The 26,118-nt window shown below is 65.9% G+C and carries 21 protein-coding genes; 12 read left to right on the forward strand and 9 right to left on the reverse strand.

The window, feature by feature from the left end; translation table 11 throughout:
- Positions 1-162: 162 nt before the first annotated feature.
- The gene (locus MG068_RS08770) at positions 163-2,043 is read left to right on the forward strand and encodes an ATP-binding cassette domain-containing protein (RefSeq protein WP_132809930.1); all 1,881 of its coding nucleotides are present in this window, start codon (positions 163-165) and stop codon (positions 2,041-2,043) included.
- Positions 2,044-2,330: 287 nt separating this feature from the next.
- Here the strand turns inward: MG068_RS08770 and MG068_RS08775 are convergent, their stop codons facing one another.
- Together MG068_RS08775 and MG068_RS08780 are read right to left on the reverse strand one after the other, a co-directional pair.
- A complete protein-coding gene (locus MG068_RS08775) occupies positions 2,331-2,792 on the reverse strand; it encodes a c-type cytochrome (protein ID WP_049423686.1) in 462 nt (153 codons plus the stop codon).
- A gap of 9 nt (positions 2,793-2,801) precedes the next feature.
- Positions 2,802-3,191: a c-type cytochrome gene (locus MG068_RS08780; protein WP_132809931.1), complete on the reverse strand. Its 390-nt coding sequence runs from the start codon at positions 3,189-3,191 to the stop codon at positions 2,802-2,804.
- 206 nt (positions 3,192-3,397) lie between these two features.
- Here MG068_RS08780 and MG068_RS08785 point away from each other — a divergent pair, with 206 nt between their 5' ends.
- Genes MG068_RS08785 through MG068_RS08795 form a run of 3 tightly spaced genes read left to right on the forward strand, consistent with a single transcriptional unit; the run spans position 3,398 to position 11,144 of the window.
- The gene (locus MG068_RS08785; protein WP_132809932.1) at positions 3,398-4,549 is read left to right on the forward strand and encodes an efflux RND transporter periplasmic adaptor subunit; all 1,152 of its coding nucleotides are present in this window, start codon (positions 3,398-3,400) and stop codon (positions 4,547-4,549) included.
- Positions 4,546-8,067, forward strand: a complete 3,522-nt coding sequence (locus MG068_RS08790) for an efflux RND transporter permease subunit (RefSeq protein WP_165929931.1) — start codon at positions 4,546-4,548, stop codon at positions 8,065-8,067. Before MG068_RS08785 ends, MG068_RS08790 begins: the two co-directional genes overlap by 4 nt.
- The gene (locus MG068_RS08795) at positions 8,064-11,144 is read left to right on the forward strand and encodes an efflux RND transporter permease subunit (protein WP_049423679.1); all 3,081 of its coding nucleotides are present in this window, start codon (positions 8,064-8,066) and stop codon (positions 11,142-11,144) included. Before MG068_RS08790 ends, MG068_RS08795 begins: the two co-directional genes overlap by 4 nt.
- A 224-nt stretch (positions 11,145-11,368) precedes the next feature.
- On the opposite strand, the gene MG068_RS08800 is transcribed toward MG068_RS08795, so the two are convergent.
- The 6 genes from MG068_RS08800 to ykgO all read right to left on the reverse strand — a co-directional run bounded on the left by MG068_RS08800 (position 11,369) and on the right by ykgO (position 15,867).
- Positions 11,369-12,589, reverse strand: coding sequence for a TraB/GumN family protein (locus MG068_RS08800; RefSeq protein ID WP_132809933.1), 1,221 nt, complete (start codon positions 12,587-12,589; stop codon positions 11,369-11,371).
- Positions 12,590-12,593: 4 nt separating this feature from the next.
- On the reverse strand, positions 12,594-13,124 hold the full coding sequence (locus tag MG068_RS08805) for a GNAT family N-acetyltransferase (protein WP_132809934.1): 531 nt from the start codon (positions 13,122-13,124) through the stop codon (positions 12,594-12,596).
- 14 nt (positions 13,125-13,138) lie between these two features.
- The gene (locus tag MG068_RS08810; protein WP_132809935.1) at positions 13,139-14,026 is read right to left on the reverse strand and encodes a carbon-nitrogen hydrolase; all 888 of its coding nucleotides are present in this window, start codon (positions 14,024-14,026) and stop codon (positions 13,139-13,141) included.
- A gap of 162 nt (positions 14,027-14,188) precedes the next feature.
- On the reverse strand, positions 14,189-15,226 hold the full coding sequence (locus tag MG068_RS08815) for an agmatine deiminase family protein (RefSeq protein ID WP_132809936.1): 1,038 nt from the start codon (positions 15,224-15,226) through the stop codon (positions 14,189-14,191).
- Positions 15,227-15,265: 39 nt separating this feature from the next.
- The gene (locus MG068_RS08820) at positions 15,266-15,595 is read right to left on the reverse strand and encodes a hypothetical protein (RefSeq protein ID WP_132809937.1); all 330 of its coding nucleotides are present in this window, start codon (positions 15,593-15,595) and stop codon (positions 15,266-15,268) included.
- A gap of 146 nt (positions 15,596-15,741) precedes the next feature.
- A complete protein-coding gene (gene ykgO, locus MG068_RS08825; RefSeq protein ID WP_005409283.1) occupies positions 15,742-15,867 on the reverse strand; it encodes a type B 50S ribosomal protein L36 in 126 nt (41 codons plus the stop codon).
- Between the two features lie 197 nt (positions 15,868-16,064).
- Here ykgO and cmk point away from each other — a divergent pair, with 197 nt between their 5' ends.
- The 8 genes from cmk (at position 16,065) to galU (ending at position 24,351) form a co-directional block, all read left to right on the forward strand.
- Entirely contained in the window at positions 16,065-16,742 is a 678-nt protein-coding gene (cmk, locus tag MG068_RS08830; protein WP_032130077.1) for a (d)CMP kinase, read from the forward strand.
- A 198-nt stretch (positions 16,743-16,940) separates the two neighbouring features.
- Positions 16,941-18,626, forward strand: coding sequence for a 30S ribosomal protein S1 (gene rpsA, locus MG068_RS08835; protein WP_005416230.1), 1,686 nt, complete (start codon positions 16,941-16,943; stop codon positions 18,624-18,626).
- Positions 18,627-18,713: 87 nt separating this feature from the next.
- Positions 18,714-19,019, forward strand: a complete 306-nt coding sequence (locus tag MG068_RS08840) for an integration host factor subunit beta (protein WP_005409286.1) — start codon at positions 18,714-18,716, stop codon at positions 19,017-19,019.
- Between the two features lie 77 nt (positions 19,020-19,096).
- Positions 19,097-19,381 carry a LapA family protein gene (locus MG068_RS08845; RefSeq protein ID WP_010484569.1) on the forward strand — a complete coding sequence of 95 codons (285 nt, stop codon included), beginning with the start codon at positions 19,097-19,099 and terminating at the stop codon, positions 19,379-19,381.
- A gap of 6 nt (positions 19,382-19,387) precedes the next feature.
- Positions 19,388-20,566: a lipopolysaccharide assembly protein LapB gene (gene lapB / locus MG068_RS08850; RefSeq protein WP_005416232.1), complete on the forward strand. Its 1,179-nt coding sequence runs from the start codon at positions 19,388-19,390 to the stop codon at positions 20,564-20,566.
- Between the two features lie 3 nt (positions 20,567-20,569).
- Complete coding sequence (locus tag MG068_RS08855) at positions 20,570-21,559, forward strand: MraY family glycosyltransferase (protein ID WP_132809938.1); 990 nt, start codon at positions 20,570-20,572, stop codon at positions 21,557-21,559.
- Between the two features lie 3 nt (positions 21,560-21,562).
- Positions 21,563-23,476, forward strand: coding sequence for a polysaccharide biosynthesis protein (locus MG068_RS08860; protein ID WP_032130079.1), 1,914 nt, complete (start codon positions 21,563-21,565; stop codon positions 23,474-23,476).
- Entirely contained in the window at positions 23,473-24,351 is an 879-nt protein-coding gene (galU, locus tag MG068_RS08865; protein WP_132809939.1) for a UTP--glucose-1-phosphate uridylyltransferase GalU, read from the forward strand. Before MG068_RS08860 ends, galU begins: the two co-directional genes overlap by 4 nt.
- 482 nt (positions 24,352-24,833) lie before the next feature.
- On the opposite strand, the gene MG068_RS08870 is transcribed toward galU, so the two are convergent.
- The gene (locus MG068_RS08870; protein WP_049399460.1) at positions 24,834-26,042 is read right to left on the reverse strand and encodes an acetyl-CoA C-acyltransferase; all 1,209 of its coding nucleotides are present in this window, start codon (positions 26,040-26,042) and stop codon (positions 24,834-24,836) included.
- Positions 26,043-26,118: the final 76 nt, after the last annotated feature.

The following is a 26,118-nucleotide window of genomic DNA, read 5'->3' on the forward strand; positions in this document are numbered from 1 at the left end:
TTACATGGACGTACTTGCAGCGTCCCCCGCAACCGGACCCACCCCGCCATCCCACAGGAAACCAGCTTTTGACGTTGCTGTTGAGGTTGCCGGCCAGCGGCCGGCACTACCGCGGGTGCCGGGTGCAACCCGGCCGACGCCCCCAACCCGTACAATATCCGGATGCCTCTGATTACCCTACAGAACGTCGACTTCAGCGTCGGCGGCCCGTTGTTGCTGGAAAAGGCCGAACTGTCGATCGAGCCGGGCGAACGCATCGCCCTGATCGGCCGCAACGGCGCCGGCAAATCCACCCTGCTCAAGCTGCTGTCCGGCGACCACAAGCCCGATGACGGCGAAGTCCGCGTGCAGCAGGGGGTGCGCGTCACCCGCCTGGAGCAGGAAGTGCCGCATGGCGCCGCCGGCTCGGTGTTCGATGTTGTGGCCGACGGCCTCGGCGAACTGGGCCAGTGGCTGGCCGAATTCCACCACCTCAGCCATGCCGAAGTATTCGATGGCGAAGCGCTCGGCAACGTGCAGGCCAAGATCGACGCCGCCAACGGCTGGGGCCTGGACCAGCGCGTCAGCGAAACCCTGACCAAGCTCGACCTGGACGGCGAGGCCGAGTTCGGCCGCTTGTCCGGTGGCATGAAGCGCCGCGTGCTGCTGGCCCGCGCGCTGGTGTCCAGCCCCGACGTGCTGCTGCTGGACGAACCGACCAACCACCTGGACATCGAGGCCATCGACTGGCTCGAAGCGTTCCTGAAGGGCTGGAGCGGCAGCGTGGTGTTCGTCACCCATGACCGTCGCTTCCTGCGCGCACTGGCCACCCGCATCGTCGAGATCGACCGCGGCCAGGTCACCAGCTGGCCGGGCGACTGGGCCAACTACGAGCGCCGCCGCGAGGAACGCCTCAACGCGCAGGCGCAGGAGAACGCCCGCTTCGACAAGCTGCTGGCGCAGGAAGAAGTCTGGATCCGCCAGGGCATCAAGGCCCGGCGTACCCGCGATGAAGGCCGCGTGCGCCGCCTGAAGGCGATGCGCACCGAACGCTCGCAGCGCCGCGACCTCAGTGGCAATGTCAAGATGGAAGCGGCCCAGGGCGTCAGCTCGGGCAAGAAGGTCATCGACGTCAAGGACATTTCGTTCGCCTTCGGCGAGCGCACCATGGTCCGTGACTTCAGCACCACCATCCTGCGCGGCGACCGCATCGGCCTGATCGGTCCCAACGGCAGCGGCAAGACCACGCTGCTGAAGCTGCTGCTGGGCGAATTGCAGCCGCAGAAGGGTGAAGTCAATCCCGGCACCAATCTGCAGATCGCCTATTTCGACCAGTACCGCGCGGTGCTGCGCGAAGACTGGAGCGCCATCGAGAACGTGGCCGAGGGCCGTGATTTCCTCGAATTCAACGGCAAGCGCAAGCATGTGCATGCCTACCTGCAGGACTTCATGTTCACGCCGGAGCGCGCGCGTGCGCCGATCACCCGCCTGTCTGGCGGTGAGCGCAACCGCCTGCTGCTGGCCAAGCTGTTCGCGCAGCCGTCCAACCTGCTGGTGATGGACGAACCGACCAACGACCTGGACGTGGAAACCCTGGAGCTGCTGGAAGAGCTGCTGGGCGAGTACACCGGCACGCTGCTGCTGGTCAGCCACGACCGTGACTTCATCGACAACGTGGTGACCTCCACGCTGGTGATGGAAGGCGATGGCGTGATCGGTGAGTACGTCGGTGGTTACAGCGACTGGCAGCGCTATGCGGCCAGTCTGGCGACGCCTGCTGCGGCCCCGGCAGCCAAGCCGGCGGCCGCTGCACCGGCCGCCACGGCCGCTGCTCCGGCTGCGCCCAAGCGCAAGCTGGCCTACAAGGAAGCGCGCGAACTGGAGCAGTTGCCGAAGACCATCGAGAAGCTGGAAGGCGATGTCGAAGGGCTGACCTCTGCGATGAACGACCCGTCGTTCTACACCCGCAGCAGTGCCGAAGTAACCGCGCACACCCAGCAGCTGGCCAAGGTGCAGGCCGAGCTGGATGCCGCGTACGCTCGCTGGGAAGAGCTGGAAGGCTGAGCGTCTGCCACGGCCGTCTCGCCCGGCGGGCGGCTGTGGCTTTTGATCTGATTCCGCCTTGAAGCGAGCCGAGCACCGCAGGTCCGGCGAGGGCGAAGAGGCGCGGGTGTCTGAGCGCAGCGAGTTCCCGCGCCGTCCCTCGGTGGGCCGAGGAGCGCAGGGTACCGGTGCGCAGCATCGGCTCGCGGACGGCGGAGCGTTTCTTTTGGTTACTTTTCTTTGCGCGCAAAGAAAAGTAACGCCCATGAACGCCTCAGATTGCAGAAGTCATGATCCGCGCAGAGCGGTCATTTAACCCCGTGCAGATCCCGCAGCTGGCTCGGCCGGCTGCCGAAATACGCCGCCAGATCAGCGATGTCCTGATCACTCAGGTCCTTCGCCTGTGGCGTCATCAGCGCATGCTGGCGGTCACCGGCACGGTAGGCCTGCAGCGCATGCGCCAGGTAGTCACCGTACTGCCCACCCAGCTTCGGGTAGGTCGCATCGATCGGCGCGTTGCCGTCGGCGCCGTGGCAGTCGAGGCAGCTCTGGTTGGTGGCCTTGCTCTTCACCTTGGCGCGGGCTTCACCGGCGGCCTCGCGGCCTGGTGGCAGGCCGGCAGAGGATGAAGAACCGTGTTCGCCGCTGGCATGGCCCGGGTCGGCGGCGGATTTCTCGCTGTTTTCCACCTGCGACTGTGAACAGGCGGCCAGCAGCAGGGCAACGGACAGGGCGATGGCGTGACGCATCGGATGCGCGGCTTTCGACATGGGCGGGCCTTACTTGACGGTGGACAGGTAAACAGAGAGATCGGCGATCTCCTGTTCGCTGAAACTCATCGACTGCGCCTGCATCGTCGGATGCCTGCGCTTGCCCTGGCGGTACTCGGTCAGGGCCTGGGCCAGGTACTGCTGGGTCTGGCCGCCGATCTTCGGCACCCGGTAACTGGGGTAGGCGTTCTTGTAGCCGGTGATGCCATGGCACCCCTGGCAGGTGTAGGCCAGGACACGGCCATTGTCGAAGTTGCCGGTGGGGGCGGCAGGCGCCGGGGCAGCGGCGGGAGCCGGGGCCGGGGCAGGTGTGGCAGGAGCAGGAGCGGGCTGTGCGGCGGCCCCAAAGGGCAGGAGGACGGCCAGAGCGAGACAAGCGGCGAGCGGCTGCGGGCGCATGGTGTCGTTTCCGGGGATTCGGGTCTGGTCGTTCCGGCGTGGGGTACGGAACGACCCGAGTATAGCCCCAGGTTTCATCTAGCTGAAATGGGGGGCGGGCCGACCAGTGGCACGAAGACACCATGACCTTTGGGATATGGTGTTGCCGTGAAGTGGTGCATTACTTTGCTACCACACCTGTCCACGCATCCTCCAGGGATCTGACGATGTCGCACCCAACCTTCCTGTCCGGCCGTCGCAGCGGAATCTGCGCTGCCGCACTGCTGATCTCCACCTCCCTGCTGCTGGGCGGTTGCGCCGCAGGGCCCAATTCCGAAGCCAAGGCCGCCGACACCAAGGAGGAGAAGAAGGTCGATGCGGTCCCGGTCGAAGTGGCCGTGGCCAGCCACCGTGCTGTCGCGGCCAGCTACACCGGTACCGCTGCGCTGGAACCACGCGCCGAGTCCCAGGTGGTGGCCAAGACTTCCGGCGTGGCGCTGGCGGTGCTGGTTGAAGAAGGCCAGCGGGTCACCGCCGGCCAGCCGCTGGTACGTCTGGACCCGGACCGCGCTCGGCTGGCTGTGGCGCAGAGCGAAGCGCAGATGCGCAAGCTGGAAAACAACTACCAGCGCGCGCAGAAACTGGTGGGCCAGCAGATGGTCAGCGCCGCCGACGTCGACCAGCTGCGTTACGACCTGGAAAACGTACGCGCGCAGTACCGCCTGGCCACGCTGGAACTGTCCTACACCACGGTGGTGGCGCCGATCTCCGGCGTGATCGCGTCGCGCTCGATCAAGACCGGCAACTTCGTGCAGATCAACACGCCGATCTTCCGCATCGTCGACAACTCGCGGCTAGAAGCCACCCTCAACGTGCCCGAGCGCGAGCTGGCCACCCTGCGCGCCGGCCAGCCGGTGACGCTGGCTGCCGATGCGCTGCCGGGGCAGAGCTTCACCGGCACCGTCGACCGCATCGCACCGGTGGTGGATTCGGGCAGCGGTACGTTTCGCGTGGTCAGTGCCTTCGATGGCGCCGCGCACGCGTTGCAGCCCGGCATGTTCGGTCGCATCCGCATCGATTACGACCAGCGTGCCGATGCGCTGGTGGTGCCGCGCCTGGCGCTGCTCGACGATGGTGAGCCGGCGGTGTTCCGGGTGCGCGAAGGCAAGGTCGCACGCGTTCCGGTCAAGCTGGGTTACGCCGAGGGCCCGTGGGTGGAGATCCGTGATGGCCTGGCGGCCGGTGATCAGGTGGTCACCGCTGGCAAGGTCGCCCTGCGCGACGGCACCGCAGTGCAGGTGATCGCTGATCCGAAGGCAAAGGCGAAGACGGTCGCAGCGGCCGCCAAGCCGGCAGACAAGGCCGGGAGCACGCAATGACCGCCCCGGGCCACGACCACGGTGCCTCGCCGGCGAGCGACGGCGCCGCCGCCAGCATGCGCGGCGGCCTGGTGGAATTCGCCACCCGCCGTCGCGTGACCATCGCCATGTGCACGGTCACGCTGCTGCTGTTCGGCCTGATCGCGCTGGGCAACCTCAAGGTCAACCTGCTGCCCGACCTGAGCTACCCGACGCTGACCGTGCGCACCGAGTACACCGGTTCGGCGCCGACCGAAATCGAAACCCTGATCACCCAGCCGGTTGAAGAAGCGGTCGGCGTGGTCAAGAACCTGCGCAAGCTGAAGTCGGTCTCGCGCACCGGCCAGAGCGATGTAGTGCTGGAGTTCGCCTGGGGCACCAACATGGACCAGGCCAGCCTGGAGGTGCGCGACAAGATGGAAGCGCTGAACCTGCCACTGGAGGCCAAGGCCCCGGTGCTGCTGCGCTTCAATCCGTCCACCGAGCCGATCATGCGCCTGGTGCTGTCGAACAAGGTGGCGCCAACCAGCGATGCCGATGCGGTCCGCGAGCTGACCGGCCTGCGCCGCTATGCCGATGAAGACCTGAAGAAGAAGCTGGAGCCGGTCAGCGGCGTGGCGGCGGTCAAGGTCGGCGGAGGCCTGGAAGACGAGATCCAGGTCGACATCGACCAGCAGAAGCTGGCCCAGCTGAACCTGCCGATCGACACCGTCATCAAGCGCCTGAAGGACGAGAACATCAACATCTCCGGCGGCCGCCTGGAGGAGGGCTCGCAGCGCTTCCTGGTGCGCACCGTCAACCAGTTCGCCGACCTGGAGGAGATCCGCAACCTGCTGGTCACCACCCAGGCGTCGAACGGCAGCGCGGCCGACTCGGCGTTGCAGCAGATGTTCAACATCGCCGCGTCGACCGGTTCGGCGGCGGCCATCGCGGCGGCATCGGCGGCGCAGAGCGCATCGTCCGGCGGTGGTTCCAGCGTGGTCGCCAACGGTGTGCCGGTGCGCCTGAAGGACGTGGCCACCGTTCGCCAGGGCTACAAGGAGCGCGAAGCGGTGATCCGCCTGGGCGGCAAGGAATCGGTCGAACTGGCGATCTACAAAGAGGGTGACGCCAACACCGTGTCCACCGCCGAAGCGCTGCGCAAGCGCCTGGAGCAGATCAAGGGCACGTTCCCGTCCGACGTCGAGATGACCACCATCGAGGACCAGTCGCGCTTCATCGAGCACGCCATTGCCGACGTCAAGAAGGATGCAGTGATCGGCGGCCTGCTGGCGATTCTGATCATCTTCCTGTTCCTGCGTGATGGCTGGAGCACGTTCGTGATCAGCCTGTCGCTGCCGGTCTCGATCATCGCCACGTTCTTCTTCATGGGCCAGCTCGGCCTGAGCTTGAACGTGATGTCGCTGGGCGGTCTGGCACTGGCCACCGGCCTGGTGGTGGATGACTCGATCGTGGTGCTGGAGAGCATCGCCAAGGCCCGTGAGCGTGGCCTGGGCATCCTGCAGGCGGCCATCGCCGGTACCCGCGAAGTGAGCATGGCGGTGGTCGCCTCCACCCTGACCACCATCGCGGTGTTCCTGCCGCTGGTGTTCGTCGATGGCATCGCTGGCCAGCTGTTCCGCGACCAGGCGTTGACCGTGGCGATCGCCATCGCGATCTCGCTGCTGGTGTCGATGACCCTGATCCCGATGCTGAGCTCGCTGAAGGGACGGCCGCCGCTGGCGTTCCCGGAAGAAGCGCCGAACGAACCGTGGCAACCGCAGAACCGCTGGCAGAAGCCGGTTGCGCTGGGCCGTCGTGGCGCCGTGGCGACCGCGCGCTGGAGCTTCTACGCGCTGGCCTGGCTGGTCGTGCGGGCGTGGCGTGGCGTGGTGGCGGTGGTCGGCCCGGTGATGCGCAAGGCCAGCGATCTGGCGATGAAGCCCTACGCCGGCGCCGAGCGTGGCTACCTGCGCCTGCTGCCGAGCGCACTGGCGCATCCGGGCAAGGTGCTGGGTGTTGCCTCGATCATCTTCGTGGCGACCATGGCGCTGGTGCCGATGCTCGGTGCCGATCTGATCCCGCAGCTGGCGCAGGATCGTTTCGAAATGACGGTGAAGCTGCCGGCCGGCACGCCGCTGAAGCAGACTGATGCACTGGTACGCGAGCTGCAGCTGGCACACGGCAAGGGCGAGGGCGTGGCGTCGCTGTACGGTGTCAGCGGCAGCGGCACCCGCCTGGATGCCAGCCCCACCGAGAGCGGCGAGAACATCGGCAAGCTGACCGTGGTGATGGAAGGCGGTGGCAATGCACGCACCGAGGCCGAGATCACCGAGCGCCTGCGTGACACCATGGGCCAGCATCCGGGGGCACAGGTCGATTTCGCGCGGCCGGCGTTGTTCAGCTTCTCCACGCCGCTGGAAATCGAGTTGCGCGGGCAGGACATGGCAACCCTGGAAGTGGCCGGCCAGCGCCTGGCGGCGATGCTGCGCGGCAATGCGCACTACGCCGATGTGAAGTCGACGGTGGAAGAGGGCTTCCCGGAAATCCAGATCCGCTTCGACCAGGAGCGTGCCGGTGCGCTGGGCCTGACCACGCGCCAGATCGCCGACGTGGTGGTGAAGAAGGTGCGCGGCGATGTCGCCACCCGCTACAGCTTCCGTGACCGCAAGATCGACGTGCTGGTGCGTGCGCAGGAGGGTGACCGCGCCAGCGTGGAGAGCATCCGCCGGCTGATCGTCAACCCGGGCAGCACCCGTCCGGTCACGCTGGACGCGGTGGCCGAAGTGGTCGCCACCACTGGCCCCAGTGAGATCCACCGTGCCGACCAGACGCGGGTGGCGGTGGTGTCGGCCAACCTGCGCGACATCGATCTTGGCGCGGCCATGCGCGAGGTGCAGCAGATGGTCGCCGAGCAGCCGCTGGGTGCGGGCGTCGGCCTGCACATCGGTGGCCAGGGCGAGGAGCTGGCGCAGGCGGCGAAGTCGTTGATCTTCGCCTTCGGCTTGGCGATCTTCCTGGTCTACCTGGTGATGGCCTCGCAGTTCGAATCGCTGCTGCACCCGTTCGTGATCCTGTTCACCATCCCGCTGGCGCTGGTCGGTGCGATCCTGGCGCTGATGCTGACCGGCAAGCCCATCTCGGTGGTGGTGTTCATCGGCCTGATCCTGCTGGTCGGCCTGGTCACCAAGAACGCGATCATCCTGATCGACAAGGTCAACCAGCTGCGCGAGGCCGGCGTGGCCAAGCACGAGGCGCTGGTGGAAGGTGCGCGCTCGCGCCTGCGGCCGATCATCATGACCACGCTGTGCACGCTGTTCGGCTTCCTGCCGTTGGCGGTGGCGATGGGTGAGGGCGCTGAAGTGCGCGCGCCAATGGCGATCACCGTGATCGGCGGCCTGCTGGTGTCGACCCTGCTGACCCTGCTGGTGATCCCGGTGGTGTACGACCTGATGGACCGTCGTGGCGATGCGTATTACCGCGAACGTGGCCGCAAGCATGCCGGTGAGATCGAGCCGGGTGCAGTGGGCAGTGCGGCGGGTACGGAGGAACCGGCATGAGTGTGGCCGAGTTCTCCATCCGCCGCCCGGTCACCACCATCATGTGTTTCGTGTCGCTGGTGGTGATCGGCCTGATCGCTTCGTTCCGGTTGCCGCTGGAAGCGCTGCCGGACATCTCCGCGCCGTTCCTGTTCGTGCAGATTCCGTACACCGGCTCCACCCCGGAGGAAGTGGAACGGACCATCATCCGTCCGGTCGAGGAGTCGCTGGCGACGATGACCGGCATCAAGCGCATGCGCTCGTCGGCCACCTCCGAAGCGGCGCTGATCTTCATCGAGTTCAGCGACTGGGACCGCGACATCGCCATCGCCGCCTCCGATGCACGCGAGCGCATCGACGCGATCCGCAGCGACCTGCCCGACGACCTGCAGCGCTACAACGTGTTCAAGTGGTCCAGCAGCGACCAGCCGGTGCTGAAGGTGCGCCTGGCCAGCACCACCGACCTGACCACCGCGTACGACATGCTCGACCGCGAGTTCAAGCGGCGCATCGAGCGCATCCCCGGCGTGGCCCGTGTCGACATCACCGGTGCGCCGCCGAACGAGGTGGAAATCGCCATTGATCCGAACCGCCTCAACGCGCACGGCTTGAGCATCAATGAACTGAGCGAGCGCCTGCGCACGCTGAATTTCTCGATCTCGGCCGGGCAGATCGACGACAACGGCCAGCGCGTGCGCGTGCAGCCGGTGGGTGAGATCACCGACCTGCAGGAAATGCGCGATCTGGTGATCAACGCCAAGGGCCTGCGCCTGGGCGATATCGCTGATGTGCGCCTGAAGCCGGCGCGGATGAACTACGGGCGCCGCCTGGACGGCAACCCGGCGGTCGGCCTGGACATCTTCAAGGAGCGCAGTGCCAATCTGGTGGAGGTGTCGCGCGCGGCACTGGCCGAGGTTGAATCGATCCGTGCCGAAGCGTCGATGCGCGACGTGCAGATCAAGGTGATCGACAACCAGGGCAAGGCGGTGACCTCCTCGCTGCTGGAACTGGCCGAGGCCGGTGCGGTCGGCCTGATCCTGTCGATCACGGTGCTGTTCTTCTTCCTGCGCCATTGGCCGTCCACGCTGATGGTGACCCTGGCCATTCCGATCTGCTTCACCATCACCCTGGGCTTCATGTACTTCGTCGGGGTGACGCTGAACATCCTGACCATGATGGGCCTGCTGCTGGCGGTGGGCATGCTGGTCGACAACGCCGTGGTGGTGGTGGAGAGCATCTACCAGGAGCGCGAGCGCATGCCCGGACAGCCGCGCCTGGCCTCGATCATTGGCACCCGCAACGTGGCCATCGCGCTCAGTGCCGGTACGCTGTGCCACTGCATCGTGTTCGTGCCGAACCTGTTCGGCGAGACCAACAACATCAGCATCTTCATGGCGCAGATCGCGATCACCATCTCGGTCTCGCTGCTGGCCTCGTGGCTGGTCGCGGTCAGCCTGATCCCGATGCTGTCCGCGCGCATGGCCACGCCGAAGCTGGTGCACTCGCAGACCGGCGTGATCGCGCGCCTGCAGCGGCGCTACGCGACACTGCTGGACTGGTCGCTGCGCCATCGTGGCTGGAGCCTGCTGGGCATCGTGCTGGTGGTGCTGGTCAGCCTGGTGCCGATGAAGCTGACCAAGGTCGACATGTTCGGTGGCGACGGCGGCAAGGACATCTTCATCGGCTACATGTGGAAGGGCGCCTACACCTACCGGCAGATGTCCGAGGAAGTGGCGCGTGTGGAGAACTGGATCGACGCCAACCGCGAGCGCCTGCACGTCAAGCAGGTGTATTCCTGGTACAGCGAGCAGGAAGGGAGCTCCACCGTGGTCACCCTGGACGAGAAGTACGCCAAGGACATCAAGGCGCTGCAGGAAGAACTGCGCAAAGGCCTGCCGAAGTCGGCCCGCACCGACTACTTCGTCGGCAACCAGGGCGGTGATGGCGGCGGTGGCGGCAACCAGGGCGTGCAGGTGCAGCTGGTCGGCGACTCCAGTTCGATGCTGCAGGAGATCGGCCAGGAAGTGGTGCCGCTGCTGGCCCAGCGTGCCGAGCTGCGCGATGTGCGCATCGACAACGGCGAAAAAGGCGGCGAGCTGAAGGTGCGCGTCGACCGCGAGCGCGCCGCCGCATTCGGCTTCAATGCCGAGCAGGTAGCCAGCTTCGTCGGCCTGGCCCTGCGCGGTGCACCGATGCGCGAGTTCCGCCGCGGCGACAACGAAGTGCCGGTATGGGTGCGCTTCGCCGGTGCCGAGCAGAGCAGCCCGGAAGACCTGGCCGGTTTCAGCGTGCGCACCGGCGATGGCCGCAGCGTGCCACTGCTGAGCCTGGTCACCGTCGACGTTGGTTCGTCCGCCACCCAGATCGGACGCACCAACCGCCAGACCACGCTGACCATCAAGGCCAACCTGGCCGAGAAGGTCACCGCGCCGGATGGCCGCAAGGCGATGGAGTCGGTGCTCAAGCCGATGAACTTCCCGGCCGGCTATGGCTTCACCTTCGATGGCGGTGACTACGGCAACGACGACGAAGCGATGCAGCAGATGGTGTTCAACCTGCTGATCGCGCTGGTGATGATCTACGTGGTGATGGCGGCGGTGTTCGAGTCGCTGCTGTTCCCGGCGGCGATCATGAGTGGCGTGCTGTTCTCGATCTTCGGTGTGTTCTGGTTGTTCTGGATCACCGGTACCTCGTTCGGAATCATGTCCTTCATCGGCATCCTGGTGCTGATGGGCGTGGTGGTGAACAACGGCATCGTGATGATCGAGCACATCAACAACCTGCGGCGCGGCGGCATGGGACGCACCCAGGCGCTGGTGGAGGGCTCACGCGAGCGATTGCGGCCAATCATGATGACCATGGGCACGGCGATCCTGGCGATGGTGCCGATCTCGCTGACCAGTACGCAGATGTTCGGCAACGGCCCGGAGTACGCGCCGATGGCGCGCGCGATTGCCGGCGGCCTGGCGTTCTCGACCGTGGTCAGCCTGCTGTTCCTGCCGACGATCTATGCAGTGCTGGATGACCTGCGCAGTGCGGTCACGCGACTGATCCGCCGCGCCCGCGGTCTGGAGATCGTGCCGGGTACCCCGGTGTAGTGGTCGAGCTTGCTCGACCGTAATGCGCGCCAACGTGTTGTGGTGTGGGGGAGGCCGGTCGTAGTGGGGCGGCCTCCCCCTTTTTTTGATGTTCTGCGCAGAGCATGCTCGGCCGATCTTTACGGTCGGCGTAAAGCGTGCCAACCAAGGTTGGCACCTGCCGGTCGCGCGCACAGACGCCGTGCGGCCGGTAGCGCCGGGCCATGCCCGGCGGGGCGTTGCAATCAACCGGCGACCTTGCCCCACACCTTGAACGTGGTCAGCCACAGGCCCAGCATGCTGCCGATGTTGGTCAGCATGAAGGTCAGCACCACGCGGGTGACGCGGTTGCGATACCAGCCCTTCAGGCTCTGCGCATCGTCGCGCAGCTTCAGGAAGTCCTCATACGCCGGCTTGCGCAGGCGCGCTTCCACCAGGGCCGAGAATGCGCCGGTCGGGATGCTCAGGCGGAACGGCTTGAACGGCGCCACCGCGATCGCGGTGAGGATGCTCAGCGGATGGCCGCCGGCCAGCAGGCAGCCCAGGCCGGCCAGGCCGCCGGTATACATCGCCCAGGTTGCCAGCAGCTCGGTGCCTACGCCCAGGCCGCCGCGGTAGAAGCCTACGCCGATGCCGGTCGCCACGATCGCCAGGATGCCCAGCGTGAACCACGGGATGTTGCGCTTCTTCGGCACCGCCTCCAGCTCGGCGCGCAGCGGCGCCGGTGCCTCGGTGTCGGTTTCCAGGTGGCGTGCCAGACCCGCCAGGTGGCCGGCACCGACTACGGCCAGTACTTCGCGCTGGTGCGGGTCGTGTTCCTCGCGCAGGCGGGTGGCCATGTAGCGGTCGCGCTCGCCGATGATGGTCTCGTACAGCGCCGGGCTCTCGCTGGCGAACTCGCCGAAGCTCGACTCCAGCATGTCGCCCTGCTTGAGCTTCTCGATCTCGTTTTCGCCCACTTCCTCGGATGAGAACAGACCGGCGCCAAGCCCGGCAACCAGCTTCAGCTTGCCGAAGAAGCCCAGCCGCTGCGAGGCGCGGCGGAAGGTCAGGCCGACCTCGCGATCGATCAGGTGCACCGGCAGGTCGCGTTCGCGCGCCAGTTCCACCGCGCGTTTCAGTTCCGCGCCCGGCTCGATGTCGAGCTGTTCGGCCAGGCGACGCTGGTAGGCGGACAGGGCCAGGTTGGCGGCGAACAGGGCGACGCGGCCCTTGCGGATCACCTCGACCAGGTCGAGCTTGGCCAGCGTGTCCGGGTCGCTCAGCGCCTGCAGGCGCTGCGGGTCCAGTTCAACGGCCACCGCGTCGAATCGACCGCTGTCGATGGCTTTCTCCACCGCCTCGACGCTGGCGCGTGAGACATGGGCGGTGCCCAGCAGGGTGTAGCGCACGCCGTCGCGTTCAACAACGCGTACCGGCTGGCCGGCGAACAGGTCGTCGCCGGTCTCGGGAAGGGTTTCGGTCATGGGTTCATTCATTGGAAGGTGCAGTGTCGGCGCCATCGCCGAGCGCGCGCTGCATCTGCACGGTATCCAGCCAGCGGCCATGCTTGCGGCCGAGGCCACGGAACACGCCGACCAGCTCGAAGCCGAAGCGTTCGTGCAGCTTGATTGAAGCGGTATTGGTCGGTTCGCCGATCACCGCCACCATCTGCCGGTAGCCACGCGCCACGCAGGCATCGATCAAGGCCTGCAGCAGGCCGGTGCCCACGCCCTGGCCCTGGAACGCGGCATCGACGTAGACCGAGTTCTCCACGGTCCACTGGTAGGCAACGCGGGTGCGGTAGGTGTTGGCGTAGGCATAGCCGGCCACCTGGCCGTCAATCTCGGCGACCAGGTAGGGGAAGCCGCGGTCGATGATGTCGCGCATGCGGCGCAGCATCTCGGACGCGTCCGGGATGTCGTACTCGTAAGTGTTGACGAAGTCGGTCACTTCCACCGCGTAGATCGCGGTGATCGCGGCGATGTCGGCCGGGCCGGCATCACGGATGAGGACGGCCATGCGCGGGCTCCGGCTCAGTCGATGTAGCGCTTGAGCAGGTCGCCGTAGGCATCGATGCGGCGGTCGCGCAGGAACGGCCAGATGCGGCGCACATGCTCGCTGCGCTGCAGGTCGACATCGCACAGCAGAACCGTGGCATCGGTGCCGGCTTCGGCCAGGAACTCGCCCTGCGGGCCCAGCACGTGGCTGTTGCCCCAGAACTGGATGCCGGAGGCGCCCAGCGGCGAGGCCTCGTGGCCGACGCGGTTGCAGCTCAGCACCGGCAGGCCGTTGGCCACGGCGTGGCCACGGTGGCTCAGCACCCAGGCGTCGCGCTGGCGGGTCTTCTCGTCCTGCACGTCGTCCGGGTCCCAGCCGATCGCGGTCGGGTAGAGCAGCAGCTCGGCGCCGGCCAGCGCCATCAGGCGTGCCGCTTCCGGGTACCACTGGTCCCAGCACACCAGCACGCCGAGGCGGCCCACCGAGGTATCGATCGGCTTGAAACCGATGTCGCCCGGGGTGAAGTAGAACTTCTCGTAGAAGCCCGGGTCGTCCGGGATATGCATCTTGCGGTACTTGCCGAGCAGCGTACCGTCCTTCTCGAACACCACGGCGGTGTTGTGGTACAGGCCGGCAGCACGGCGCTCGAACAGCGAGCCGACCAGCACCACGCCATGCTTCTTCGCCAGCGCGCCCAGGCGCTCGGTGCTCGGGCCCGGGATCGGCTCGGCCAGGTCGAACTCGTCCACCGATTCGTGCTGGCAGAAGTACGGGCCGTTATGCAGTTCCTGCAGCAGCACCAGCTTGGCACACTGCGCAGCCGCCTCGGCCACGCGTGCTTCGATCACCGCCAGGTTGGCGGCGGCATCACCGTGGTTGCGCTCCTGGATCAGGGCGACGGTAAGGGGGCTGCGCGAGTTCATGCGGGGCGTTCCTGCGGGGGAAAACCTGCATGTTAGCGCGGATGGGCGGCGACGGCGTGTCGCGCGCTGAATGGGTGCTGGTAGTGCCGGCCGCTGGCCGGCAACCCCGTCAATCCATCAGGTATTGCATGGTTGCCGGCCAGTGGCCGGCACTACCCATCCTCAGGCCTTCAACAACCCGGCCGGCAGCTGCATGGTGATGCAGTGCAGGCTGCCGTTCTGCCAGATCAGCGAGCGGCAGGGCACCTGCACGATCTCGCGGCCCGGGTGCGCCTGCGCCAGCACATCGCGGGCCAGGTCGTCGGCCGGGTCGCCGTAGGCCGGCATCAGCACCGCGCCATTGACGATCAGGTAGTTGGCGTACGACGCCGCCAGGCGGCGGCCTTCGTCGATCACCGGCTGTGCCCACGGCAGCGGGAACAGGCGGTATGGCTGGCCATCCTTGGTACGCAGCGCGGCCAGCTCATTGCCCATCGCCTGCAGTTCGGCGTAGTGCGAGTCGCTCTCGTCGTCACAGGCCTGGTAGACAATGCTGTCAGCCGAGGCGAAGCGGGCGAGGGTGTCGATGTGGGCGTCGGTGTCGTCGCCTTCCAGGTAGCCGTGGTCCAGCCACAGCACGCGGTCCTGCTGCAGCCAGTTGGCCAGGTCGGCGCTCAGGCTGGCGCGGTCGCGGTCCGGGTGGCGCTCGTGCAGGCACTTCCAGGTGGTCAGCAGGGTGCCTTCACCATCGGTTTCGATGCCGCCGCCTTCCAGCGCGAACGGAATGCTGCGCACCGGTGCGTCGTTGAACACGCCGGCCTGGTCGAGCACGCCCACCAGCTGGTCATCCAGGGTGGCGTCGAACTTGCCGCCCCAGCCGGTGAAGCGGAAATCCAGCAGCTGGAAGCCGCCGTCGGCGCGGCGCAGGGTGATCGGGCCGGAGTCGCGCAACCAGGTATCGTCGTAGGCCGCCGTGGTGAAGTGGACCTTGTCCATGTCGATGCGGTTGGAGCGCAGCCGCATCTCGGCATAGGTCTCCACATCGTCGTCGGCCACGCAGATCAGCACCGGCTGGAAGCGGGTGATGGCCGCGACCAGCGCGATGTAGGTCTCTTCCACCTGGCCCAGGCGGTCGGCCCAGTCGGTGTCGGCGGTGGGCCAGGCAATCAGGACGCCGCTCTGGGCTTCCCACTCGGCAGGAAAACGAAGGGTCTGGTTCATGGTCTCGCTACACAGGCCCGCCCACGGCGGGTAAAGGGATCAACGGATCGGCGGTTTCGGGCCGATTTCGTTCGGGTCCGCCTGGTTGGCCACCACGTCGATCACCTTCTGCTTCTCGAAGTAGACGGTGAACTGCGGGTACACCCAGCGGTTGATGGTCGGCCATTGCCGCTTCTGCCCGCCACGCGGCTGCAGCTGCTCGCTTGGCGCGCCGAACTGCGCCTGTACCTGCTGCATGCTCTGGCCGCGCAAGGGCAGGGCACCGGCCGGCTTCTCGCGGGCACGGTCGACAAGCAGGGTATCGGCCAGCGCCGGCGTGGCGACGGCCAGGGTGGCCATCACGGCCAAGGCGGACAGGTAACGCTTCATCTCGATCTACTCCCCAGTGGTCAAGAAAGGCGATTACAGCAAAAACGGCAGGAAAAAGCCGCATAAACAAAAAACCGCCCGAAGGCGGCTTTTTGCATCGGGTCGGCCCCGCGTAGGGCCAGCCGCAGCCGCGAAGGCTGTTGGGCTTAGCGCTGACGCGCCTTGAAACGCGGGTTCGACTTGCAGATGACGAAGATCTTGCCACGACGACGCACGACCTTGCAGTCACGGTGACGGGCCTTCGCCGACTTCAGGGAGGACAGGACTTTCATGGCATACCTCGGCGTAAACAGTAGTTGTTCGGGTGGAGCGTGGCCGCGATATGCGAAAGACAATCGGCAGTTGACGCTCGTTCAAGCCCGCCATTCTACCGGGCTTTTCCTCGTGGTTTCAAGTGGTTGCACAAAAGATCCCATTGGGGGCGGCTGACAGGGGCTAGAATGACCCCTTCACACGCTCTGGGAACCCCATGAATCCACTCGCTCCCGTCCTGACCATCGACGGCCCTTCAGGGGCTGGCAAGGGTACCATCAGCCGCATCATCGCGCGCCGGATGGGCTGGCATTACCTGGATTCGGGCGCGCTGTACCGGGCAGTGGGCGTGGCCGCGAGCTGGGCAGACATCGACACCTCCGACGCCTCGGCGCTGGTCCGCTGCACCTTTGATACCCACGTTCAGTTTGTCGAGCAGGGTGAAGCCATGCGGGTCATGGTGAACGGGACCGATGCCACCGACGAGCTGCGCCTGGAGACCACCGGCGCGCTGGCCTCGGCCATCGCCGCCATTCCCGAGGTCCGGGCTGCCCTGAAGGAGCGCCAGCGCGCATTCAGGGAGCTGCCCGGCCTGGTCGCCGATGGCCGCGACATGGGCACGGTGATCTTCCCGGACGCCTCCTACAAGGTCTTCCTGACCGCCAGTGCCGAGGAGCGCGCCGAGCGCCGGCATAAGCAGTTGAAAGACAAGGGGGTTTCTGTTAACTTTGATGACCTCCTGCGCGAGATCATGGCCCGCGACGCCCGTGATGCTCAGCGTACCGTGGCGCCCCTGAAGCCGGCAGACGATGCTGTCCTCATCGACACCACAGGCATCGGCATCGCAGATGTCGTTGCCAGAGTGATGGATCTGCTTCCGGTTCCGGCTGCCTGATCCGTTCGCGCGGGAGCGCTGCCAGCAGCATCGGTGGTGGTCGCGCATAGCAGTGCTGTACCAGCCCCGTCGCGCAATGATGCGTGGCGGTTTTCCTACTACACACGACCTGCGTTTCCGGGGTCGACCAACAGGCGGGCGGTCGCCATTCCCCTGAAGGGGACGCCACCGACCCATGTGTCCAACAGAGTAAATCTAATGACCGAATCATTTGCCGAACTGTTTGAAGCCAGCCAGGCCAATCTGGCCAAGCTGAAGCCGGGCGCCATCGTCAGCGGTACCGTTGTTGAAGTCCGCGGCGACGTCGTGGTGATCAACGCTGGCCTGAAGTCCGAAGGCATCGTGCCGATCGAACAGTTCCGTAACGACGCTGGCGAAATCGACGTCGCCGAAGGCGACATCGTCAAGGTCGCCCTCGACTCGATCGAGAACGGCTTCGGCGAAACCGTCCTGTCGCGCGAGAAGGCCAAGCGCGCGATGGTGTGGGACGAGCTGGAAGAAGCGTTGGAAAAGAACGAAACCATCACCGGTCGCATCAGCGGCAAGGTCAAGGGTGGTTTCACCGTGGACATCAAGGATGTCCGCGCCTTCCTGCCGGGTTCCCTGGTCGATGTGCGCCCGGTGCGCGATCCGGCCTACCTGGAAGGCAAGGAACTCGAGTTCAAGCTCATCAAGCTGGACCGCAAGCGTAACAACGTCGTGGTCTCGCGCCGCGCTGTCGTCGAAAGCGAGCACTCGGAAGAGCGCGAGCAGCTGATGGACAAGCTGCAGGAAGGCGCGATCCTGAAGGGTGTCGTCAAGAACCTGACCGATTACGGCGCGTTCGTGGACCTGGGCGGTATCGACGGCCTGCTGCACATCACCGACATGGCGTGGAAGCGCGTGCGTCACCCGTCGGAAGTCGTGAACGTCGGCGACGAGCTGGACGTCCGCGTGCTGAAGTTCGACCGCGAGCGCAACCGCGTTTCGCTGGGCCTGAAGCAGCTGGGCGAGGATCCGTGGGACAACATCGGCCGTCGTTACCCGGCCAACAGCCGCGTCTTCGGCAAGGTCTCCAACGTCACCGATTACGGTGCGTTCGTTGAGATCGAGCCGGGCGTCGAAGGCCTGGTGCACGTCTCCGAGATGGATTGGACCAACAAGAACGTCAACCCGTCCAAGGTTGTCCAGGTTGGTGATGAAGTCGAAGTGATGGTGCTGGACGTCGATGAAGAGCGTCGCCGTATCTCGCTGGGCATGAAGCAGGTTGCCGCCAATCCGTGGGAAACCTTCGCTGCCACCCACAAGAAGGGTGACAAGGTGTCGGGCCAGATCAAGTCGATCACCGACTTCGGCATCTTCATCGGCCTGGACGGCGGCATCGACGGCCTGGTCCACCTGTCCGACATCAGCTGGAACACCACCGGCGAAGACGTCGTTCGCAACTTCAAGAAGGGCGATACCCTGGACGCCGTCGTCCTGGCTGTCGATCCGGAGCGCGAGCGCATCTCCCTGGGCGTGAAGCAGCTGGAGCAGGATCCGTTCGGCCAGTACATGGCTGCCAATCCGAAGGGCTCCAAGGTCGAAGGCGTGGTGAAGGAAGTCGACGCCAAGGGCGCGATCATCGAGCTGGCTGACGGCATCGAAGGTTACGTCTCGGCACGCGACATCGCCAACGAGCGCGTTGACGATGCCACCCAGCACCTGAAGGTCGGCGACAAGGTCGAAGCCAAGTTCGTGGGCATGGACCGCAAGGGCCGTACCCTGCAGCTGTCGATCAAGGCCAAGGACGACGCTGAAATGCGCGAAGTGCTGGAGGAATACCAGTCCTCTTCGGCTTCCAGCGGCACCACCCAGCTGGGCGCGCTGCTGCGTGCACAGCTGAACGGCAACAAGTCCGAGTAATCGGCCTTACGCTGTTCGTTGTTTCCTGGACGGCCCGGGCATTGCCCGGGCCGTTTCAGGCTGAGATACCCCTGATGTGAGCCGGTAATGACCAAATCCGAACTGATCGAAATCCTTGCGCGCCGCCAGGCGCACCTGAAGGCCGATGATGTCGATCTGGCGGTGAAGTCGTTGCTGGAAATGATGGGCGGATCGCTGTCCGCCGGGGATCGCATCGAAATCCGTGGTTTTGGCAGCTTCTCGCTGCACTATCGTCCGCCGCGCCTGGGTCGCAACCCGAAGACCGGCGAATCGGTTGCCCTGCCGGGCAAGCACGTCCCTCATTTCAAGCCGGGCAAGGAACTGCGTGAGCGGGTCAGCAGTGTGCTGCCGCTGGACGCCGATCCGGCCTGAGCCTCCCGTCGCGCCACCGCGTGCGAATCCAGCCGCGAGTCGGATAAGCTACGGACTCCTGCCACTGGAGCTGTCGCATGAAGGTTTTTCGTCTGCTGGTCCTGCTGGCGGTTCTGATCCTTGGATTGATCATCGGTGCGGTCAACATGACCGCGATGTCGATCAACCTGCTGTTTACCCAACTGCATACCTCGGTGGGCGTGGCCCTGATCGCCGCGCTGCTGGTGGGTGTCATCGTCGGTGCCGGCCTGGTGCTGGTGAGCGTGGTCATTCCGCTCTACAGCCAGTTGCGCCGCGCCAACAAGTCCGCTGTCGCCACGCCGGCACCGGTTGCTTCCCCCCAATCTTTTGATGGACGCTGATCGAAGATGGATTTCGTCACCGAGTGGTTCTGGTTCTTCCTGTTCGTTCCGCTGGCCGCACTGGCCGGGTGGGTGATCGGACGGCGTGGTGGTCAACGCCACGGTGACAGCCAGGTCAGCCGCCTGTCCAGCACCTACTTCCGCGGCCTGAATTACCTGCTCAACGAGCAGCCGGACAAGGCCATCGAGCTGTTCCTGCACATCGCCGAGCTGGACAAGGAAACCTTCGAGACCCAGGTCGCGCTGGGCCACCTGTTCCGCCGCCGCGGCGAAGTCGACCGCGCCATCCGCCTGCACCAGGGCCTGGTCAACCGCCACGACCTCAGCGATGCGCAACGCGTGCAGGCGCTGCTGGCACTGGGCGAGGACTACATGAAGTCCGGCCTGCTGGACCGCGCCGAGACCGTGTTCACCGAACTGGCCCAGCTGGATCAGCGTGCTCCGCAGGCACTCAAGCACCTGATCGGTATCTACCAGGCCGAGCGCGACTGGGAAAAGGCGATCGACAACGCGACCCGTTTCGAGGACGTCACCGGCGAGCCGATGGGCAAGCTGATCGGGCAGTTCGAGTGCGAACTGGCCGAACGCTTCCGCGGTGCTGGCAAGCTGGAAGAGGCGAGGGCAGCGATTGCCCGGGCCTACCAGGCCGATGCGATGTCGGTACGTGCCGGCATCATTGAAGGACGCTTGGAAACCGATGCCGGCAATCCGGAAGCGGCCGTGCGCGCCTTCGAGCGTGCCGCGCGCAACGACCCCGAATACCTGCCGGAGCTGCTGCCGGCGCTGATGCAGAACTACCGCAAGGTCGGCGATCTGGCAGGCGCACGCGCGTTCCTGTCGGAGATGACCGAGCACTACCGCGGCATCGCCCCGGTGCTGGCGCTGACCCGCCTGATGGAAGAGCAGGAGGGCGTGGCCCCGGCCCGTGCCTACCTGGGCCGCCAGCTCAAGGATCGCCCGTCGGTGCGTGGCGAGTCCGCGCTGATCGACCTGACCCTGGCTGAAGGCGCCGATTCCACGGCGACCCTGCACGACCTGAAGCACATCACCGACCAGTTGCTGGTGCGCAATCCGGCCTATCGCTGCACCCGTTGTGGTTTCGGTGCGCGCACCCACCACTGGCAGTGCCCGAGCTGCAAGGAGTGGGGTACGGTCAAGCCGCTGCTGAACTACGCGGTGCTCTGATCCATGCAGTGGCTCGTGATGGGCGCGCTGCTGGGCCTGGCCCTGCTGAGTGCGGCACTGACCTGGGCGGCGCGGGGTTACGCGCTGCGCCGGCAACTGTTTGACCAGCCGGGCGAGCGCCGCAGCCATAGCGTGGCGACACCCCGCGGCGGCGGCATCGCCATTGTCATCAGCCTGCTGGTGACCGCCGGTGTTGCCATGTGGGCCTGGCCCGAAGCGCGTCCGAGCCTGCTGGTCGCCAGCCTTGGCCTGGCGCTGGTGGCGGGTATCGGCTGGTGGGACGACCACCGGCCGCTGCCGGCCATGCGCCGCCTGATGGTGCACTTCATCGCCGCCGCGCTGCTGGCCGCGCTGGTCAAGGTCCACGGTGGCAGCTGGCTGCTGGCCGTACTGGTCCTGCTGTTCACCGCCTCGCTGATCAACATCTGGAATTTCATGGATGGGATCAACGGCATCGCGGCCAGCCAAGCCATCGTGGTCGCGCTGGGGCTGGCGCCGCTGCTGCCCTGGCCGTACTCGCTGGTGGCGGTCGCGTTGGGCCTGGCCTGCCTGGGCTTCCTGCCGTTCAACTTCCCGCGGGCCCGGATCTTCATGGGCGATGTCGGGAGTGGCGCGCTGGGCTACGCGGTGGCGGCAGTGCTGGCACTGGCCAGCGTCAAGACCGACATCCACTGGATCCTGCTGCTGGTGTCGGCATCGCCGTTCCTTGTGGACGCAGGCTTCACACTGCTGGCGCGCATCATTTCCGGACAACGCTGGATGGAACCCCATACCCAGCATGTCTACCAGCGCGCGGTGCAGGCAGGAGCCAGTCACGCCCAGGTAACAGGGATGTACTTTGCTTTGGGCCTGTTCAGTATTACAGTGCTTAATGTCTGCTCCAATTTGCAGCCGAGGTGGGAGGCTGCCGTGGCGTTCGCGTGGTTCATTGCGCTGAGCGTCCTCTGGCTCCTCCTGCGCAATGGATTGCGCCACCCAAAAGGAAATACCTGACTTATGGCTTCACCCTGGCGGGACAGAATCCTCGGCCTGATGCCGCGTTCGGCCATCGTCTGCCACGACCTGTTCATGGTCTGGGCATGCTGGCAGCTGCTCCACGCGGGGCGGTATTCGATCCTGGCCAACGCCCCCGAGCTCCCTCTCTGGAACGTTGACACCACGCTGGTGCTGCTGCTGCAGGGCATGGTGTTCTGGCGCGTGGGCCTCTATCGGGGCCTGTGGCGGTTCGCCAGCGTCAGCGACCTGCTGAACATCTTCAAGGCCAGCTTCATCGGCATGGTCGCCATCGTGCTGGTGCTGATGTGGAAGCGCTTCGACGGCGTGCCCATGTCGGTGCTGGTGATCTATCCGTTCGCGCTGTCGGCGCTGCTGGGCGCGCCGCGCCTGCTGTACCGGGCCTGGAAGGACTATCAGGCACTGCAGTCGGACTCGTCCGCGCGCCGCGTGCTGATCCTGGGTGCCGGCCAGGCCGCCGAGACCCTGGTCCGTGACCTGCGCCGTTCCGGTAATTTCGAGCCGGTCGGCCTGCTGGACGATGCGCCGCACCTGCGCGGCGCCAAGCTGCAGGGCCTGCCGATCCTCGGCACCCTGGACGATGCGCCGACAGTGGTCCGGGAGACGGCAGCCAAGCTGCTGGTGATCGCCATCCCGTCGCTGGACGCGGCGGGCATGCAGCGGATCGTCGCCATCTGCGAGAGCACCGGCGTGCCGTTCCGCACCGTGCCCAAGCTCAGCGACATCCTGCAGGGCCAGTCGCTGCCGGGGCAGCTGAAGGAAGTGGCGATCGAGGATCTGCTGGGCCGCAAGCCGATCATGCCGGACTGGAACCTGATCCGTGGCTGGCTGGGCGGGCGTACGGTGATGGTCACTGGTGCCGGCGGTTCGATCGGCTCCGAGCTTTGCCGCCAGTGCGCACGGCATGGTGCCGGCCGCATCATCCTGCTCGAGATCAGCGAACTGCTGCTGCTGACCATCGAAGGCGAGCTGCGGCGCAGCTTCCCCGATGTCGAGATCGAAGCGGTGCTGGGCGACTGCGGTGACCCGGCGGTGATCCGCCACGCCCTGTCGCTGCATCCGGTCGACACCGCCTTCCATGCGGCTGCCTACAAGCACGTGCCGGTGCTGGAGCGGCAGCTGCGCGAAGCGGTGCGCAACAACATACTGGCCACCGAGAACGTGGCCCGCGCCTGCCTGGAAGCGCGCGTTGAGCATTTCGTGTTCATCTCCACCGACAAGGCGGTCGACCCGGTCAATGCACTGGGCGCCAGCAAGCGCTATGCGGAGATGATCTGCCAGAGCCTGGACCAGAAGTCCACGCATACCCGTTTCGTTACGGTGCGCTTCGGCAACGTGCTGGCCTCGGCCGGCAGCGTCGTGCCGCTGTTCCGCGAACAGATCCTGCGTGGCGGTCCGGTGACCGTCACCGACCCGGAAGTCAGTCGCTACTTCATGACCATCCCGGAGGCCTGCCAGCTGATCCTGCAGGCGGCCGCTTCGGCATCGCATGGTGCGATCTATACGCTCGACATGGGCGAGCCGGTGCCGATCCGCGTGCTGGCCGAGCAGATGATCCGCCTGGCCGGCAAGCAGCCGTACAAGGACATTCCGATCATCTACACCGGGCTGCGTCCGGGCGAGAAGCTGCACGAGACGCTGTTCTATTCGGACGAGGACTACCGTTCCACCGCGCACCCGAAGATTCTCGAGGCCGGTGTACGTACGTTCTCGCGTGACCTGGTGCTGGGCAATGTCCCGCGCCTGCGCGATGCCGTGGCTGGTTACGACACGACCAGCATCCAGGAGATCCTGTTCGCGACGATGCCGGAGTTCTCTCCCATCGAACAGGATGCTTACATTTCATCCGCTAAAGTCGTGCCCTTTCCGGCACGTGAGGCCAACAGGCACCAATGAGCAAGCGAATTCGCAAGGCAGTTTTTCCAGTGGCAGGGCTCGGGACGCGCTTTTTGCCGGCAACCAAGACGGTTCCGAAGGAGATGCTGCCGATCATTGATCGACCGCTGATCCAGTACGCCGTGGATGAAGCGATCGAAGCGGGCTGCGACACGCTGGTGTTCATCACCAACCGCTACAAGCATGCGGTCGCTGACTATTTCGACAAAGCCTACGAGCTGGAGCAGAAGCTCGAGCGCGCCGGCAAGCAGGAGCAGCTGGAGATGATCCGCCATGTGCTGCCCAATGGCGTGCGCGCGATCTTCGTGACCCAGGCCGAAGCACTGGGCCTGGGCCATGCGGTGCTGTGCGCCAAGGCCGTGATAGGTGACGAGCCGTTCGCGGTGCTGCTGCCGGACGACCTGATCTGGAGCCGCGGCGACGGCGCACTGAAGCAGATGGCAGACCTCAACGAGGCCAGTGGTGCCAGCGTGATCGCCGTTGAAGACGTGCCGCACGACAAGACTGCCAGCTACGGCATCGTTGCCACTGATGCGTTCGACGGCCGCAAGGGTCGCATTTCGCAGATCGTGGAGAAGCCGAAGCCGGAGGACGCGCCGAGCGACCTGGCGGTGGTTGGCCGTTATGTGCTGAGCCCGAAGATTTTCGAGTTGCTGGAACAGACCGGCAGTGGTGCCGGTGGCGAGATCCAGCTGACCGACGCGATCGCGCAGCTGCTGAAGACCGAAGAGGTCGATGCCTACCGCTTCGAGGGCACCCGCTTCGACTGCGGCACGCACCTGGGGCTGGTGGAGGCGACGATCCGTTTCGCGTTGGACAACCCGAAGCTGGCCGGCCCGGCGCGGGAGAAGCTGGCGGCGATGCTGGCGGAATAAGGGTTTTATCAAGCGCTCCGTGCGGCGTCTTGATTGATACGTGGGGGAGGGGGCGGATGGCCCTCTCCAAAACACGCCAAAGCCCTTCCATGGTGCTCGATGGCGCCATCCATGGCGCCAACGGTTTTGGAGAGGGCCATCCGCCCCCTCTCGACAGTTTCCGTGCGGCGCGGACGGGAAGGGCGGAATCAAAGGCAGAAGCACAATCAAAAAAGGCAGCCTCTGGCTGCCTTTTTTGATTGTTGGGGGCGGATCCCTTTGCGCAGCAAAGGGCTCTGACCCAAGACTTTGATCCTGCCTTTGCTCACCCCTCCGCCGCGCGGAATGTTGGCTGGCACGGGCGGGTGAGGCTGGCCGGGACTGTCAGCGGCATGGATGCCGCTGCCAAGCCTACAGGGATGTACTTGCGGCGTGTCCCGGGCAGTCTCACCCACCCGGGGCCCCACAGCAAACCGAAACGTCCGCCGGCAACGCTTTGAACCTTACAGCGCCTCGAAAATACCCGCTGCGCCCATGCCGGTGCCGATGCACATCGTCACCATGCCGTACTTCTGCTGGCGACGGCGCAGGCCGTGCAGCAGGGTCGCGGTACGGATCGCGCCGGTCGCACCCAGCGGGTGGCCCAGGGCAATCGCGCCACCCAGCGGGTTGACCTTGTTCGGGTCCAGGCCGCAATCGCGGATCACCGCCAGCGACTGCGCGGCGAAGGCTTCGTTCAGTTCAATCCAGTCCAGCTGGTCCTGGGTCAGGCCGGCCTGCTTCAGTGCCTTCGGGATCGCGGCGATCGGGCCGATGCCCATCACCTCCGGGCGCACGCCGGCTACCGAGAAGCTGACGAAACGAGCCAGCGGGGTCAGGCCGTAATCCTTGATCGCCTGTTCCGAGGCCAGCAGCACGGCACCGGCGCCGTCGCTCATCTGCGACGAGTTGCCAGCAGTGACGGTGCCGCCGAACTGGCCGTTGCGGAACACCGGGCGCAGCTTGGCCAGGCCTTCAGCCGAAGAGTCCGGGCGCGGGCCTTCGTCGGTGTCGGCGATCTTGTTGCGGGTGATGATGCGCTGGCCGTCGGCCAGGTCAGGCAGGTGCGAGACGATTTCGTACGGGCTGATCTCGTCCTTGAACTCACCGTTCTGGATCGCGGCCATGGCCTTCTGGTGCGAGGCCAGGGCGAAGGCGTCCTGGTCTTCACGCGAGACCTTCCACTCTTCAGCCACCTTTTCGGCGGTGATGCCCATGCCGTAGGCGATGGCGACGTGGTCGTTGTCGAACACGCTCGGCGCCATGGCGATCTTGTTGCCCATCATCGGCACCATCGACATCGATTCGGTGCCACCGGCCAGCATCAGGTCGGCATTGCCCAGGCGGATCGCGTCGGCGGCCTGCGCCACGGCCTGCAGGCCGGAGGAGCAGAAGCGGTTCACGGTCTGCGCGGCGATGGTGTTGGGCAGGCCAGCCAGCAGCACGCCGATGCGCGCCACGTTCATGCCCTGCTCGGCTTCCGGCATGGCGCAGCCGATGATCGCGTCATCGATGCGGTTGACGTCCACGCCCGGGGCCTGGGCGACGACGCTGCGCAGCACGTGCGCAAGCATGTCGTCGGGGCGGGTGTTGCGGAACATGCCCTTGGGCGCCTTGCCAACCGGGGTACGGGTGGCGGCGACGATGTAGGCGTCCTGGATTTGCTTGGTCATTGCAGTGATCTCTCGAATTGGTTTTGCCGGTGTGCCCACCAAGGTGGGCACCTACCAGAGGCAGAGGGATGCCGGC

This window comes from Stenotrophomonas sp. ASS1 (genome assembly GCF_004346925.1).
GTDB lineage: Bacteria > Pseudomonadota > Gammaproteobacteria > Xanthomonadales > Xanthomonadaceae > Stenotrophomonas > Stenotrophomonas maltophilia_A.